At 41.6% G+C, this 16,193-nt stretch carries 15 protein-coding genes and 1 tRNA gene; 10 read left to right on the top strand and 6 right to left on the bottom strand.

Annotation, left to right across the window (positions count from 1 at the left end):
• Positions 1-96: 96 nt before the first annotated feature.
• The 4 genes from LK453_RS04900 to LK453_RS04885 all read left to right on the top strand — a co-directional run bounded on the left by LK453_RS04900 (position 97) and on the right by LK453_RS04885 (position 4,532).
• Positions 97-1,812: a Na/Pi cotransporter family protein gene (locus LK453_RS04900; protein ID WP_227671987.1), complete on the top strand. Its 1,716-nt coding sequence runs from the start codon at positions 97-99 to the stop codon at positions 1,810-1,812.
• Positions 1,813-2,083: 271 nt separating this feature from the next.
• Positions 2,084-3,088 (top strand): homoserine kinase, encoded by a 1,005-nt coding sequence (locus LK453_RS04895; RefSeq protein ID WP_007394913.1) that lies wholly within the window; start codon positions 2,084-2,086, stop codon positions 3,086-3,088.
• A gap of 219 nt (positions 3,089-3,307) precedes the next feature.
• Entirely contained in the window at positions 3,308-3,541 is a 234-nt protein-coding gene (locus tag LK453_RS04890) for a putative signal transducing protein (protein WP_007394912.1), read from the top strand.
• 76 nt (positions 3,542-3,617) lie between these two features.
• Positions 3,618-4,532, top strand: a complete 915-nt coding sequence (locus LK453_RS04885; RefSeq protein ID WP_007394911.1) for a class II glutamine amidotransferase — start codon at positions 3,618-3,620, stop codon at positions 4,530-4,532.
• Between the two features lie 38 nt (positions 4,533-4,570).
• Here LK453_RS04885 and LK453_RS04880 read toward each other — a convergent pair whose 3' ends face one another.
• Positions 4,571-5,155 (bottom strand): YchJ family protein, encoded by a 585-nt coding sequence (locus LK453_RS04880; protein WP_007394910.1) that lies wholly within the window; start codon positions 5,153-5,155, stop codon positions 4,571-4,573.
• Positions 5,156-5,362: 207 nt separating this feature from the next.
• Here LK453_RS04880 and LK453_RS04875 point away from each other — a divergent pair, with 207 nt between their 5' ends.
• Positions 5,363-7,510 carry a neutral/alkaline non-lysosomal ceramidase N-terminal domain-containing protein gene (locus tag LK453_RS04875; protein ID WP_201536244.1) on the top strand — a complete coding sequence of 716 codons (2,148 nt, stop codon included), beginning with the start codon at positions 5,363-5,365 and terminating at the stop codon, positions 7,508-7,510.
• Between the two features lie 153 nt (positions 7,511-7,663).
• Here LK453_RS04875 and LK453_RS04870 read toward each other — a convergent pair whose 3' ends face one another.
• From LK453_RS04870 to LK453_RS04860, 3 genes are all read right to left on the bottom strand, one after another.
• Positions 7,664-8,047 carry a DUF2147 domain-containing protein gene (locus LK453_RS04870; RefSeq protein ID WP_007394907.1) on the bottom strand — a complete coding sequence of 128 codons (384 nt, stop codon included), beginning with the start codon at positions 8,045-8,047 and terminating at the stop codon, positions 7,664-7,666.
• Between the two features lie 257 nt (positions 8,048-8,304).
• Positions 8,305-8,667 (bottom strand): hypothetical protein, encoded by a 363-nt coding sequence (locus LK453_RS04865; RefSeq protein WP_007394906.1) that lies wholly within the window; start codon positions 8,665-8,667, stop codon positions 8,305-8,307.
• A gap of 141 nt (positions 8,668-8,808) precedes the next feature.
• Entirely contained in the window at positions 8,809-9,747 is a 939-nt protein-coding gene (locus LK453_RS04860) for a DNA/RNA non-specific endonuclease (protein ID WP_044298030.1), read from the bottom strand.
• Positions 9,748-10,048: 301 nt separating this feature from the next.
• Here LK453_RS04860 and LK453_RS04855 point away from each other — a divergent pair.
• Positions 10,049-10,139, top strand: a tRNA-Ser gene (locus tag LK453_RS04855).
• A 283-nt stretch (positions 10,140-10,422) separates the two neighbouring features.
• Positions 10,423-11,775 carry a tyrosine-type recombinase/integrase gene (locus LK453_RS04850; RefSeq protein ID WP_201536255.1) on the top strand — a complete coding sequence of 451 codons (1,353 nt, stop codon included), beginning with the start codon at positions 10,423-10,425 and terminating at the stop codon, positions 11,773-11,775.
• Positions 11,776-11,843: 68 nt separating this feature from the next.
• Here LK453_RS04850 and LK453_RS04845 read toward each other — a convergent pair whose 3' ends face one another.
• Entirely contained in the window at positions 11,844-12,602 is a 759-nt protein-coding gene (locus LK453_RS04845; RefSeq protein ID WP_227954067.1) for a hypothetical protein, read from the bottom strand.
• A 98-nt stretch (positions 12,603-12,700) separates the two neighbouring features.
• On the opposite strand from LK453_RS04845, the gene LK453_RS04840 reads away from it, so the two are divergent.
• Genes LK453_RS04840 through tnpC form a run of 3 tightly spaced genes read left to right on the top strand, consistent with a single transcriptional unit; the run spans position 12,701 to position 15,237 of the window.
• Positions 12,701-13,096 carry a transposase gene (locus LK453_RS04840; protein WP_201535522.1) on the top strand — a complete coding sequence of 132 codons (396 nt, stop codon included), beginning with the start codon at positions 12,701-12,703 and terminating at the stop codon, positions 13,094-13,096.
• Positions 13,093-13,437 carry an IS66 family insertion sequence element accessory protein TnpB gene (tnpB, locus tag LK453_RS04835; RefSeq protein ID WP_227953988.1) on the top strand — a complete coding sequence of 115 codons (345 nt, stop codon included), beginning with the start codon at positions 13,093-13,095 and terminating at the stop codon, positions 13,435-13,437. Before LK453_RS04840 ends, tnpB begins: the two co-directional genes overlap by 4 nt.
• A gap of 42 nt (positions 13,438-13,479) precedes the next feature.
• Entirely contained in the window at positions 13,480-15,237 is a 1,758-nt protein-coding gene (gene tnpC / locus LK453_RS04830) for an IS66 family transposase (RefSeq protein ID WP_227945138.1), read from the top strand.
• On the opposite strand, the gene LK453_RS04825 is transcribed toward tnpC, so the two are convergent.
• Positions 15,182-15,757, bottom strand: a complete 576-nt coding sequence (locus tag LK453_RS04825) for a hypothetical protein (RefSeq protein WP_201542278.1) — start codon at positions 15,755-15,757, stop codon at positions 15,182-15,184. The genes tnpC and LK453_RS04825 overlap by 56 nt on opposite strands.
• Positions 15,758-16,193: the final 436 nt, after the last annotated feature.

The following is a 16,193-nucleotide window of genomic DNA, read 5'->3' as shown; positions in this document are numbered from 1 at the left end:
AACAGCATGGTGCCCACCTTTGTCCTGCGGCACTACAAAAAAACAAAGTACCTTGGGCTTTTGCTACTGCTGGTAGCCCTGGTCTACTCTTTTATCATGAACTCAGCTTGGATGGTGCTGTGTTATGGATTGGCTTTGTTTTTATTTGGCATGCAGTGTATTGAGGAGGGATTGCATAATACTGCTGGTGGAACTCTAGAGCGAGTGATGGCTAAAAGCACCGCTACGCCAGCCAAAGGTTTTTTGTTCGGTATTTTTTCGACCTTTCTATTACAGTCAACGACTCTGGTCTCATTACTGACTATTGCCTTTCTAAGCACAGGCATGATTACCTTGTCTGGCGGTTTGGCTGTCATCTTAGGGACCAATTTAGGGGCAACCAGTGGTGCTTGGCTTCTGGCCTTAGCCGGTCAAAGTGTTAGCTTAAGCCCTGCCGCGGTTCCGATGTTGGTGGTGGGCGTTTTTATCGGTTTTTTAGACAAGCGGCTCAAGTTTTTTGGACAAGCTTTGGTTGGTATTGCCTTAATTTTCTTAGGGATTGACTCTATTAAGGACGGCTTTGGCGCCTTTGCTAATATTGAACTAAACAGCATTGAAGCCAGTGGCATTAGCCAAGTCCTGCTATTTACCTTAATCGGCTTTCTACTAACCTGTGTCCTACAGTCCTCGCATGCCACATTAATCTTGATCTTAGCGGCACTAGCCGCAGGTCAGATTACCCTCACCCAAGGTTTTGCAATTGCCTTAGGCTCCAACTTAGGCAGTAGCTTTACGACCGCTTTGGTAGGCATGCTTAGCAGCGATCGCAATGGACAAAGATTGGCTCTCGCCCATCTCATTTACAACTGGGTTACTGCGCTACTGGCTTTAATACTATGGGTACCCTTAACTTATACGGTGGCTTGGGCTGCAAAAATAGCGGGAATGAGCTCTCCATTACTACAACTGGCTCTATTTCATACTTTGTTCAACGTATTGGGAGTCTCTGTATTTTGGGGCATCCAGCAGCAGTTTATTGAAAAATTAAAGGTATTCTTACCTGACAAAAGACCGAAAAAACAACTGCCTGATGACTCTGAGGCCGTCTTGCCCCGTCACTTGCACAAGAATATGTTAAAGGCCACAGACACAGCTATTTCTGCGGTTAGTCAAGAAACCCAGCACTTAACTACTTTAGCATTGGAGGTGATTTGTCACGCTATTTACGTGCCTAATGCTGAGTTATACCGTCCTGCAGGTCGGCTAACCGATCCTAAACTTCCGCTTAAGTTAGATGTACAAACCATCTATGAGTGGCAAATAAAACCTCTTTATAGTGAAATTTTAAATTTCACCAGTAAAATTGATGTCAATCATAATGGTAAGTTGCAAAAGAAATTGACTGAGGCTCATATTGCTGCCTTCCATGTGGTAGAAATAGTCAAACAAAGCAAGCACTTACAAAAAAACATGCATCAATTCCTAAGTAACCCTGACGCTGAGGTTTATCGAGATTATATGGCACTGCGCCAAAGCCTATTTGAGATGTTGCTTAGCTTTAATGCTGTTCGCTCTTTGTTTCAGCCCAGCAAGGAGTTAGATAAAGAGTCTTATGCCAAGCTAATTGAAGAAAAACAACTGGCTTTAATCAATTTTATTGAAAATAGTGAAGAGGCTCACTTACCTCATACCCAAGTATTGGATAAGCTAAGGGAAAATCAGATAGATAAAATGCAAGCCTCATCTTTAATAAATGACATGAACTATGTGCGTCGAATTAAAACCGGACTGTCCGAAATATTAATTAGTTTAGACAACAGCCAGTTTCGATAATAGCCAGTTTAAATAACAGGAATACAAAATCTTGATCTCGAAAAATTAGCAATTGTAGTGAGATTTAGCTTACAGCTGATTTAATCCTACTTTAAATAACTGGCATTTCAAATTATTGGCCGTACCTTATCAAAGTTAGGCGTAAAGCTCATCATCACTACTTGCCGACTTTTGCGTATAATGAGACTATAGTTAAATTACCCCATTTCTTTTCTGTCTATACTTTATTCATTCTATTTATTCTTTAACCCTAACCTATTAAGAGAGCCTCATGTCTGTTTATACTCACCTTTCAGATGACCAGTTCACCGCTTTTTGTCAAATGTTTGGCGTTTCTTTTGCCAAGGCTATTCCCATTACCCAAGGTATCAAAAACTCTAACTGGTTTATCCAAACCACTGAAGATGAAGAAGGCAGCTACTCTTACGTATTTACCTTATTTGAAGAGCGTCCGCCTGAAGATATTGCCAAAATGGCCACTATTTTAAACCGTTTAAAAGACACTTTACCGGTGGCAGCGCCCTTAATAAAAGTAGAGTCTGAAACAGATCAGCATTCGCCTTATGTGATTCATTATGAAAATAAGGCCATTACCCTTGTGCCTTGCTTATCAGGCAGTCATCCAAAGCAGACAACACCTGATATGTGCCGCAGTATGGGAGCGGCGTTGGCCACACTGCATACCGTATTGCAAAGCTTAACACCAGCCGAAGAGTACGGAGTGCCTTTGTACCCTTGGCATGAAGTACGTGATCGTGAAATTCAATTTATGCCCGCCGATGAAGCGAAACTAATGTCTGACATTTGGCAAAATTATGACCGTTTTCCACTGGATACTTTGCCCAAAGGATTATGTCATTTAGACATGTTCGCCGACAACACTTTGTGGGATTTGGACAAGGGTAAAGAGCAATTAACCGGATTACTTGATTTCACTGAAGTCAGTGTAGAGCATTATGTGATGGACATTGCCATTACCATCAATGACTTTTGTACCACTTGGGGCAATGCCAATGATGGTGAGTCTGTCAACTTCGATACCGAAAAAATGCAAGCGTTTCTTGCCGGCTACCAGAGCCAACGCTCTTTAACTGAAGCAGAACAGCAAGCACTACCTATCATGTTGGCCATGGCCGCAGTAACCTTCTGGCTATTACGACTAAATGTGATTTATTATAACCGTGAGCAAGGTCGTACCGGTGATAGTATCATGGTCAAAAACCCAGACTTAATGAAGCGCTTGGCCGCTTACCACTGGAGTCAAGTCAGCATTTAATACAATATGACATAGTGAAAGTGGGATTGTAGCCTAGTGTTCATGCCCATAGTACACCTCGGTCATTGCCATTTAATTAAAACTAATCTGTAAATTGACAATGACCTTAACGATTGTTTCACGTGAAACATTATATAAAACTGAGCACTACGCTATATTCTGAGTTATATACTTAATAAGTTGTTTGCTCAAAATTACTGAAATAGAAGAGGAAACACTATGAACAATCAAGTTGATGATTGGCAAAAGCTAGGAAGTTATGATACCAATATCCAAGCAGAATTACATGCCAACTTACTAAAAAACAATGACATTCAAGTATCATTGCAAGCATTAAGTGCCATTCCAGGTATGAACTCGGGAGCGGTACTGTGGGTTCAAAAGCAAGATTTTGATAAGGCTCAGCAAATTCTAGACAGTATTGAAGTTACTCCAGATGCTGACTTTGATTAAATGATAATTTGGACTCAGCGGTAATTTAAATTAAGCGGTAATAGGTACAGATAATAGATAAGGCGGTATAGTTTAAATGTGTCAATTATTAGGTATGAATGCCAATACGCCGACAGACATTGGCTTTAGTTTTACCGGGTTTCATAATCGTGGCGGCAAAACAGACCATCATAGTGATGGCTTTGGCATTGCTTTTTTTGAGCCAAGTGCTTGTGAAACCTCTGACCAAGCCCCTACGCTAAACCGTAGCAGAGGACTTAGAGTCTTTCATGATGATAAGCCTAGCTTCCGTTCACCAGTTGCAGAACTGGTAAAGAACTACCCGATTAAAGCTTTAAACGTGGTGGCCCATATTCGTAAAGCGACTCAAGGCACCAATTGCTTGGCTAATACCCACCCTTTCGTACGCGAGGTTTGGGGTGAGCAGTGGGTATTTGCCCATAATGGACAAATGAATGAGGGCTTTATCAAGCGCTGTCAGCGTTTACAAGACAATGGCAACAGCGAGTATTGTCGCCCTGTCGGCACCACAGACTCAGAGACAGCTTTTTGCTATTTGATCAATCGCTTAAAGTCCACTTATAAGCAGCGCCCCTCAGATCAAGAGCTGTTTAAGTTTCTCACCACACAATGCCGATATTTGGCAGCTAATGGGTTATTCAACTGTTTATTGTCTAATGGTGACTGGCAGTTGGCATATGCCAATTCGTTGCTGTTCTATTTAACCCGTAAGGCACCTTTTGGAGAAGCCAAACTTGCCGATGATGACTTATCCATTAACTTTAGTGATGTGACCACGGACAAAGACAAAGTCAGTATTATTGTCACTGTGCCTCTGACTGAAAATGAGGCTTGGCAACAGTTGGCCGTTAATGAGTGTTTGGTATTCCGTGATGGAGATATCGTGTTTAGAGACACTCCTAGCCTGCGCAAATACTTGACCATTGAAGAGGGTATCGCTATTGCCAGAGAAGTGGGCGCTAGCTTATAAACTCGCTTAATAAAGCGTGATATAAAATCCAATTTGACTTATAAGAACTGGCCACAGCAGCGCTTGAACCTCTCTCCTGAACCGCAAATACACGGCTGTTTCTGAGTCACATTAAGATCAGTAGTCGGGTCTAGAAAATACCAAACTGTCTTGGAGTTCTGTTGATGTGCTTGCGAATTATGAGGGGCAGTCTTCACAAAAGTGGATAGCTCATGATGAGCCGACAGTCTTGGACTGCCTAACTGATCGTCATGATAATAAGCTTTAAATTCAACCTGAGAATGTCGTTTACTCACTTTGGGATTGTGATCAATAATTTGCAGCCCTGCCCAATTTGTCTGCTCCGCCCACTCTTTAATGGCTTGTCTATCAAGTAAAGACTGCTGAGCTGGTACGGTTGTCTCAATAATATAGTCCGGTAATACTTTAACAAATGCAGAATAACGCGACCGCATTAATGCTTCGCTGCTGTCGGCAATCTTCACCCCTTGATGCAGCGGTTGGCAACAGTCACTATAAGCGATTCTGACTTGGTCTTCAGCTAGGCTACCTGCCAGATTCGACACACTGGATTCAGTCAGATTATCGGGAATAATACGACAAGGACAAACTTGGGATACCATAATTAAAACCTATAGTTAACGCTTAAAGTTATAAAGCTCGCAGTTATAATGCCATCTAGTCTAATTTAACTTAATCTAAGATAAGCATACGTGTTAATAAATTCGCAGTCGCTATTTTCAGTTACTATTTTAAATCATTAAATTAAACCCTTAAAAACCTGTTTAAGCAATCTCATACTGAGTCATTTACTGTTAAGAGGGCCTTTTATGCTACTTGTTTCACTTTGTGCCACAACGCTTGCTCTGAATTCAAGTGCTTGCCTTTATGACCCAGCTCAGTCACAACCTGACTCACCGCAAAACGTAGCGGCCGTAGATTCCTCTGTTTTGTCTTCAAAAACTGCCTCTAGTCCCTCAACATCACCGGCATCGAACTATTTAGTCGGTGTGGGTAAAACCGATATAACAGGGGCGGCCGCTGAAACGGGTATGTTTGGCTACGCCGTTAATCAGGTGGTCGAAGGTCTCAATGACCGCTTATATGCCCGTGCTTTTATTATCGCGCAAAATGATCAACCTGAACAAAGCCGTATTGTGTATGTGTCTGCAGATATGGGGGCAATGTTTGTTTCAGTAAAGCTTGAGGTTATCAAACGCCTGCAAGCGGAATTTGGCTCCCTATACAATGACGACAATGTGATGCTAACAGCGACTCATACACACGTTGGCAACTCAGGCTTTTCGCATCAACGACTGTACCAGATTGCCAGTCAAGACGATACAGGTGCAGGGTATAGTCGTCAAAACTTTGACGCCATAGTTGATGGTATTGTACGTTCTATAAGACAAGCCCATAACCGTCTGGCCCCTGGTAAGCTAACCCTAGCTCAAGGTAAGTTAAAAGGCGCTACTCGAAACCGCTCGTTATCCGCCTATCAGGCCAATCCTGATGCCAAAGATTTTGACAACAGTGTTAATGACGTAATGACTCAGTTACGCCTTGACGCAGCAGATGGAACGCCTTTAGGCCTAATTAATTGGTTTGCCATTCATCCTACCAGCTTTAGCAACCAATTTAGCCACTTAAGTGCTGACAATAAAGGTTATGCTCAATGGGGCGCGGAGGCGAAGATAAGTCAACGCTCAAATCCAGATTTTGTGGCCGCTTTTGCTAATGCCGATGAAGGAGACGTGGTCGCTGCAGGGGGAAATGCCAATTCAGCACCTGGCTTTGAAGGCAGCAAAGATGAATGGCAAAACGTGATTCGGGACGGCTCACTTCAGTTAAATAAAGCACTTGAATTATGGGACCAAGGCAAACCAGTGTCTGGCCCTATTGACACTCGAGCACGTTGGATTAATTTGGCAGGCTACGAGGTAGCGCCAGAGTTTACTCAGGGGGCAGGCAAGCAAACACTTTGTCTGCCCGCTCGAGGATATTCATTTGCTCCTGGGGCTGAAAATGGACCGTCTAATATACCGGGTGTCTATGAGGGCATGACTCGTAAAAGCTTACGCCTGAGCGATAGCGTCAACAAAGTAGATACCTCTTTACTGGGTACCGCCACTCGAAGTGCCTTTGGTATAGTGTCGTCGGTTAGCCAAGATGACTGTCAGGCTGAAAAACCGGTACTTCTGCCTACGGGATACTGGGGCTGGGTCAACAAAGAACAGCCAGTACAATTAATGCGCATCGGAAATCTTGCATTGATTGGCATCCCTGCGGAGCCGACCACAATGGTGGGTCGCCGTTTACGTGAAGCGGTAGGCAATGAATTGGCCACATCTGGAGTAGATACCTTGGTAGTGGCAGGACTGGCAAATAACTATAGTGGTTATCTCACTACCCGCGAAGAATATGCTCAACAGCATTATGAAGGCGCGTCTACTGAATTTGGTCCTTATCAAGCCAATGCTTATCTACAAGAATACGTGACTTTGGCCCAAGCCATGCGCGATGGGCTTGCTGTCACTAGTGATGTCACGCCCCCCGACCGCTCTAAACAAAACTTCGCCGAAAGACCGGGTGTGTCGTATGATGATAAACCTGCACAGCAGCAGTGGGGACAAGTATTACAACAGCCCAATCCAACTTATAAAAAGGGCGATACGGTACAAGTGGTTTTTCGAGGCGCCCATCCTAAGAACAACCTTAGAACCGAAGACAGCTTTTTAATTGTTCAGCGTTTACAACAAGGAAAATGGGTCGACTATAAAAAAGACAACGATTTTGACACTACCTATAGTTGGCAACGTGAAAAAGTGGCGTATAGTCGCGTTACTATCGACTGGAGAATTGGTGAGGACACTGCTTCTGGCACTTATCGTATTGTGCATCAAGGTGACTGGAAAAATGGTTGGGACGATACGATTACCCCATATAAAGGCGTTTCTCACTCTTTTAAAGTAGAGTAAATACCTGCCCCTATTCTCTGAGCTATATTCAAAAAGAGTATAGTCCTTCGAAAATAGTGCCCCAAAAAACAGTCTCTCAAAAAACAAGTACAAAAAAAGCCAGATATTGCTATCTGGCTTCTTTTATCAATTTAGCTAATTAGCTTAGCTAAATTATTGCTTTTTCCAAACTTGACTACGTGAGAATGGACCTAAGTGACCTTTAAGTTTTAAGTCGCTGCCTTTCAATTCCGCAGTTAGACGATAAGTTTTGTTATTTTCTGGATCAGTGATTTGACCACCACTGTATTTACCAGCACCTTCCGCTTTTAGACCAGACATTACAGTACGGCCCACAAACTTTTTACCTTCGGCACGGTTGGTAGAAATGATTTTACCAGTCAATACGCCATTAGATTCAGTGATTTTCACTAAAGCTTTAGGTTGACCGTTATCGTAAGTTTGCCATGTGGTATTGGCTAATGGATCAGCAGCCATCGCTACTGTTGCTAGACCTAACGCTGAAAGCGCTAAAATAGATTGGTTTAATAATTTCATAATACGATTCCTTTCGAGAAAATGTGTGAAGTTAGTTTTGGCGGCTTTAGCAGCACATCGACTTGGAGTTCAAAATGGCTAAAACCGCTACTCACTAATTCATGCTGTTTAAGATATCTTAGACAGTGAATAGACGCTGGTCAAGATATTTTTTTATTTAAATACCCTGAAAGGTATGATTAATTATAGCCCTTAATAAATAAAAAAAAAGTGTTAAATCAATAAATTATTACGCTTATATTTTACAATGGTTAGATTTATGAAAAAGGATTGTCTACTTCCTTACTGGATTGCTCCTGATCATCCAATAACCCTTGTTTTTCTAGAGAGTCTTGAAGACCTGCTTTAGAGTCAGTCGCCTGTAGCTCAGCCACCATAAGATCAAATAGTTTTTGTAGCTTTAGGGCCTGACTCAGTCCCTGCTTATCTTTGCGGATCTCAATATCACCGTATACGATAACTTTGTCTGTTTGATTTTCGAAGGTAAGCTCACCTATTTGTAAGCTTTGATGGTCATTGTCATAGGGTAGAAATGAGAAGGTCTCCCCTTCTGATACCTTATTAGACTCGTTAGGATTAATACTTTCGTTATTTAACTCATTGTCACTATCTTGTGTCATAACTTATAGCTCCCTTTTATTATTAGAGTATTAATTTTCTGATAACAGCCTATTTATTATTACCACATTAATTAAAAATAGGGATTACTTCGCACACTTTTCTTATCTAATTACTTGCTTAAACCAATTGTATACTAAGAATTATTTACTAAGAAAGTTATCAGCCAACCATCGTAGAATCTCAATTAAAATAAGATACCACAAGGGTTTTTCACTTTGATTATCTGTTGGTTGGTCGGCTCTGTCTGCAATGTCGCCCACTTTAACGGGTAATGGCATTGCTTCAGATTTCGCGTTAGGCGCAATGGAGGGAAATGCGTCAATACCTGAACGCAGTGCCAACTCATCAATACTAATAATTTCTACCCGTTCGCTATCATCGTTGGGCGCATAATAGACGCCTGCTTGCCCAGTCGAGGGAATGTAAACCGCTTTAAAAACGTGAGTTGGTATCAATACACGGTTGTTTAATTGCGAAATTTTGCGTCCTTTAAACACCACGCCCGTAACAACGTACACTTCACCATGTTTTTTGGTCAAATAACGGGTGACAGACTCAATATTGCGCCAAAGATAACGATTGTTTTCAGGCGACTGCGGAATAATATTGGCCAAACTAAAGCTATCATATTGTTGATCAACATTGGCCATATCGCCATTGGGCGCTAGATGTCCACGGTCATATCCTGAGCCTTTATAATCTGACAACTGCGCTCGCATACTACTGGGCAATCGGCTCTCAGGATGAAAACTGTCCTCACGAGGAATATTTTCTGCTTGAGACAACCTATCTCGAGTTAAGTGTTCCGCTGACCACAAAGGGGTTTTTGATAGCCCCGAATACAAGGTAGCAAAACCATTAAAGCATAAAGGCACACTGTTGTTTAGGAGCTTTTGTTCTAAATAATCTGGGGCTGTGGCTTTGTAAAAATTTTGCCCACAGTCCCTAAAATCATTGGCCCAGGCTGTTAAAGAAAAAAGTATACTAAAACTGATCACTATCGCTTTAATGAAGGTTGGAGTACCTGCATTTCCTAATAGGTCAATTGTGTACCCCTCTCGTACTGTTCGTTTAAACATGTTCACCTTTGGCCACTTTTCTGTCTGCTGTTGGCCCCTATCATTTACCACTTTTATCGCCTCTATTTTACTGCCTTTATCTAGGGCTAAGTCTCGCTCATTAATCGCCTTAACAAAGCACAGTATGCCGTATTTACCAAAAGAAAGTTATGCTAACAATGGGCGTTGTCGCTGTAAAGCATTTATAATCAATAAGCGTCACTAATTGACGTCAGGCGTAATTAAGCGGTATAAGTGATTAAATACACTCCGCAAAGATGACATTTGCCTTGCCTTTAGGTATACTGTACGCCTTCAAAACGGTGAAGTGGCTGAGTGGTCGAAAGCGCACGCCTGGAAAGTGTGTATACGTTAATAGCGTATCGAGGGTTCGAATCCCTCCTTCACCGCCAATCTTATAAAAATCTAGTTTTCCTATCTTGTCCTACCCTATCCCAAACACTGCTTAAAACCTTTATAAATAACGCGTCTAGCGTTTTTTTTATGTCTGCTGTTTTTCCAATCTATCCTAACATAACCCACCTATCCCGTGGCTTGTGTTGGTCTATTCGTTGGTCTATTATTCATATACACCTCAATTAGACCAACATTCTATCTAGTTTTATAAGTCTTAGACCAACATAATTGTCTTAACGCTTTAAACATATAGCTCGTAGGTATAGGAAATAGACCAACATGTTAAGTGATAGTAAGATCCGTAAGCTTAAGCCAACTGATAAATGCACCCCTTCTCGTCCAGATAAATATAGCGATCAACAAGGCTTACAATTACTGGTACGTAGCTCAGGCACTCGAACATGGGTAAGTGCTTATCGCTTCGATGGTAAGCAGCAGAAGACTACTTTAGGCACATATCCGCAGATGAGCTTAGCAGAAGCTAGAGTAGCTAACTCTGATATTAAGGCTTTAGTAGCTAATGGCGTAAATCCAAAGAATAAAAAACGTCAAGATAAGCTTGCGAACGAGCAAGCTAAAATGTTCAATGACTATGCGCTTGAGTGGTTAGAAGAACGTGAACGAAACGTAAAGCCTCGTACCTATCAGCAAGACTACAATCGAATGCACAAAGACGTGCTACCGAGCTTTAAAGGTATCGCTTTAAAAGATGTGACATTTGAAGATTGTAAGTCGATGGCAGATAACATTGAAAGTAGAGCTGAAAAGGGAACACCACCACGAGAAGTAACCAGACGCACTATTGATCTTGCTGGCAATATTCTTAAAAGAGCTAAGAGAGAACGCCTAATTGAGGTAAACCATACAGAAGGTTTAAAAGAGCTGTACCCAAAAGCGAAGACTAAGCACATGAAACACGTTGAGCTTAGTGAGTTACCTAAGCTCTTACAAGATATTGAAGGCTATCATGGTCATGAACAGACTCGATTGGGCATGAAGTTTCTAGCTTATTCATTCTGTCGTACTATCGAGCTACGTATGATGAAATGGGAGCATATCGACTTCCCTAACCGTTTATGGCGTGTTGATATCGACAATCTTAAAATTGCGCGTAAGCATGTCGTACCACTATCAGATCAGATGCTAACCATATTAGAAGAGATGAGACCCATCACAGGACAATATGAATACGTGTTCTATCACACTGGCATGCATCAGCCGTACAGCGAAGAATTCATTAATAACGCCCTAGATATATTAGGATATGCTGGTAGACAGACCGGACACGGTTTTCGTCATATCGCATCCACTAATCTAAACGAGCTTGGCTATATGGGAGATGCCATCGAAAAGCAAATGGCACATGATAAAAAAAGTAGCATTCGCGCAGTTTATAACCACGCACAGCACTTAGAGGAGCGTCGCAAAATCATGCAAGTATGGGCTGACTTTTTAGACTTATTGAGAGATAAAGGCGAAATTGTAGACTTTCAGACAGCGCGGCAGCAGATTGAGAGTTCGTTAAATAACTATCAATATGATGGTCTTGAAGCAATCGATAAACGAGACCTTATTCAAGCGCTCATTAATAAAGGTATGACGAAGATAGAGCTGCAGAAGCTATTACAATAACTCATTCTTACAACGTTAGTTGTTAAAAATACGATATCAAATAAAGTAGTTTTACATACTAGAACCATCTATTTCTTATTAGAGATTCTGTCATATTTATCTTTAATCAACTGACCTACAACTTTTGAGGCAGAAGTGGTTCCTTCTGCTTTCATAATAGAGTCCAGTAGATCTTGATCTTTTTTATAAATCTTTATTTGGCTTAGATCTTCGTTCTTACTGCTCGCTGAAAGTTTAACCCAAGCGTCTTTCATGTTCTCTATGACTTTAGCTCTATATGATATTACTGGTATCGGCTTGAAATCAAAGTTAGGGTCACTTGTATCTATATTTTTAGTAAAGATTTCATAAGTGTAATCTACGTTTGATAGAACATCTAGACTAGCCAAAATTAAATTGTATTTGTCTTCCAAAGAGACGGGTATGAATATCTTATGAAGCACAAGATAGTCTCTCTTGTCTGAGCTTAGATAGTTATAAGCCCATTCAATTTGATCGCTGTCATCACCCTTAAGCCACTTTATTTCCCTGTCAGTACGATTTTTAAAATAGTGGGACTTAACTGTTTCAATTTTGCCTATCAACTGATGTTTGTTTAGATATACATCGTTTGCATAATTTGGAAAGTTGATATGGGTGTTGTTGAAATGATTGACCTCATATTTCAAGTAATTTGAAATGTAAGGAACTAGCTCCTTATCTCCAACCAAAGCTTTATTATGTAGAGTATCACGGACTAGATAAGCGATGTGCAGAGCACTACGGAGATCTTCTCTTATCCATCCTAGCAAACTATCTGGTAGTTGATTATTGTTTTTAAAACACATCAACTCGGTTAAGTACTGTAAGCATCCGACCATCCCATCTTTTTTTCTATTAAAAAATGCGAGATAGTGTCCACGAACAAATAATCGTGGACACTAACATGACAACACAACCCCCTAATAAGCCCAAACGCAGAACTTACAGCGGCGAGTTTAAAGCACTTTTAGTAAAAGAAGCGACAGACTCAGGTCGATCAATTGCCAGCATTGCCCGAGAGCATGGCATTAACCAAAACCTTCTACATAACTGGAAACGCCAGTATCAGCGCACGCAGACTCAAGCTGACACATTACCTGGTGCTATAAACAGTCCTCATGATCCAAACCCGCACTTTATTCCAATTCATCTTGAGCCTGGAATCACGCATCTAGGCTCAGCCTCCGTCATAAAGAACATCAAACTGCAAATCACAGCTCGAGCATCTGGGGCGATAAGCCTCAACATTAGCCAAATAGACACTCAAAGTTTGATTGACCTACTACGAGGACTGCAATGATACCCATCACTCACATCTGGCTATCCACCGCACCTATGGACATGCGATGTGGTAGTGGCAAACTACTGGCCCACATCATCACCGAACACCAAAGCATTCGCCCTCACTGTGCCTACCTGTTTTACAACAAAGCAGGCACACGCCTAAAAGTATTCATTCATGATGGGCTTGGCGTATGGCTTTGTAGCCGTCAGCTCGATGACAATAAATTTCATGGCTTAACCAAGCCGCTCACCACCACTCAGACTGGTATCAGCATCAACCGTGAACAATTTAATGCCTTAATCAGTGGACTGCCTTGGCGTAACATGGGCAAAGATAAATTAACCCCCATCCTATAAATAGCAGATGACAGGCAAATAAAACTCTGGCAACATATCGCCATGACTGTTGCCAACTTATCCGACTTATCAAAAGACCCCACTTACGCCGAGCTTCTGGTGAAAATCCACCTGCTTGAACAGCGTAATGAGCACCTGCAGCAACAAATTGATCAAACAAATACAAGTCACGATCAACTACAGCAGCTTTTTAACCAAGTGGTTGAAGAAAACCACAAGCTGTATGAACAAGTGCTTGAACTCATCGAAAAACAAAAGCGGCTTATTCACCGGCTCTATGGACAAAAAAGCGAAGGCATCACTGACAGACAAACCCACTTAAACTATGAGGCGGCGCAAGAGGACTTAGCGCAGCTTGAACAAATCCGAGATGAATACCTTAGCGGCTTAAGCCAAGATGAGCTTGCCAAGCTGCCTGCTATTGAACTTACTCAGGCAGAAACCCTCATTGATCAGGGTGAGCTTAAAGCCGTCAAAGAGAGCACAGATGAGCTGCCAGCTTCAGCTACTGATCAGCCTAAAAAAACAAAGCGTGCTAAATACACAGTGATTCCTGACAACCTTGAGGTGAAAACCCAGGTTCATGAACCACTTACCACCGTCTGTGACTGCGGCTGTCAAATGAAGCGAATTGGGGAGGATAAACAAGACAAACTTGGCATTATCCCTAAGCAGTTTTATATTGAGCGTCACATCTACCCTAAATGGGTATGCCGTGAGTGTGACATCATTCATCAAGCGGCTACCCCCAAGCAGATTATTAACAAAAGCATCGCCACCCCAGAGCTGCTTGCACACATCCTTATTAGCAAATATGCAGACCATCAGCCGCTATATCGGCAGAATATTATCTATCAGCGAAGTGGGGTAAATATCCCCGATGCTACTATGGCAGATTGGGTAGGACGCTGCGGCGTCGCCCTTGAGCCTTTAGTCAGTCGCTTGCATGAACTATTACTGTCTGAGCCTATCTTACATGCCGATGAAACCCCGGTATCTATCATGAAGAACCATGTAAAGGTAGGTGGTAAATCATTAAAAAAAGGCTATGTCTGGGCGTATCTTACGCCACAGCACAACTCATTAAAAGCGGTGGTCTATGACTTTGCCGAAAGTCGTCGTAATGAGCACCCTAAAGCCTTTTTAGATAAGTGGCGCGGTAAGCTGGTTTGCGATGATTACAGCGGGTATAAGTTCTTATTTCATCAAGGTGTGACTGAAATCGGTTGTCTGGCTCATGCACGGCGTAAGTTTCATGAACTGCATGTCACTGGGCAAAGTATCGTGAGCATTGAGGCATTAACGTTATTTAGGCAGTTGTATGCTGTTGAACGTGAGATTGATGAGCGATTTGAAAAAAATACACCTCCAATACCAAGAGATCCCCAAATAGTTCGGCAAATCAGGCAAGAAAAAGCCAAACCGATTGCCGATAAGCTGCACCAATGGTTACAAGAAAAAAGGCAGTTAACCACTAAAAATGCCAGTATTAGTAAGGCGATGGATTATTGCCTGAAACGTTGGCAGGCGCTGACTCAGTATCTAGATGATGGCAGGCTGCCGATTGATAATAATTGGGCGGAGAATCAGATGCGTCCGTGGGCACTTGGGCGTAAAAACTGGTTGTTTGCCGGTTCGCTGCGAAGTGGGCAGCGGGCTGCGAATATTATGTCAATCATTCAGTCAGCTCGCTTAAATGGTTTGGATGTGTCTGCTTATTTGACAGACGTGCTAAGACGCCTGCCTACTCAAGAGGATCTGGATGAGTTGTTACCTCATCGCTGGGTGCCACCGCAATAGGGGGTGGTCGGATGCTTACTAAGTACTGAATTGGGTATTGCTTAGATTTGAATATATTTACTAATTGTGATTTAAAAGCCAGCTCACTAATCTCAATATTATCTGATGAATTCTGCTCATACATATTATGCGCAAATACCAAGCTCTTACACTCATCATGATTCAAGCGTTCAATCACTTTGAAAAAATTGTCTAATGCTTCTCTATTACGTTTTTGGTAATGAATATTAGAGTCAGCATTAAACTTAAGTTGATTAGCTAAGTAGTATATATTAGCCTTATTTACCACCTCATAAATGGGTTCAAAATTTGACTGGCCATCACTCTTGATGAAATCTGCGTTAGTGGAGTTCGCAGTAACCAATTTTGCATCTGAATTTTCATTTTGTATAAGTGAAGTATCTTCTTCATAAATAGATGATTCGTAAATCTCACCATTAATATATGTGTCATCGTCGTCGTCATCAAAGTCGTCATCGTCATCGTCATCGTCATCAGCATCGTCAAAGTCGTCTTGCATATCAAAACCCCTATAAAAAAGATCATAAAAAGTGGTATAAAAGTCCATATTAGTAGAAAAAAACTATGTTTTAACTACATACAAACTCCCTAATATAGGGGTGTGAGCAGTCTTATTCCCTTTTTTTAGCTTAAAATAAACTGTATTTTGGCTTTCATCTTGTCGTCTTAACTATACATCGAGTTTAACCCTTGTTCTAGCACTAAATTTAGATAGTCTTGTTCCTCACATCACCACTTCGTTTAAGGGCTATATACGTAAGTTGGATCGGGTTATCACACCACTAAACACAGACACTATACGATACATTTTGTAACCCTATCTGCTAACTCCATTTCGACACAAACCTGAACCCTGACGACAATTTACTATAAAGTTTAAATGGCAACTACCAAGCACACGACGAAAAAAATGAACGATGCCCTCATTCTTAGTT

Source organism: Psychrobacter sanguinis, assembly GCF_020736705.1.
Taxonomy (GTDB): domain Bacteria; phylum Pseudomonadota; class Gammaproteobacteria; order Pseudomonadales; family Moraxellaceae; genus Psychrobacter; species Psychrobacter sanguinis.
Note: the sequence above shows the minus strand (reverse complement) of the source record. Positions and strands in the feature narration are given on the sequence as shown.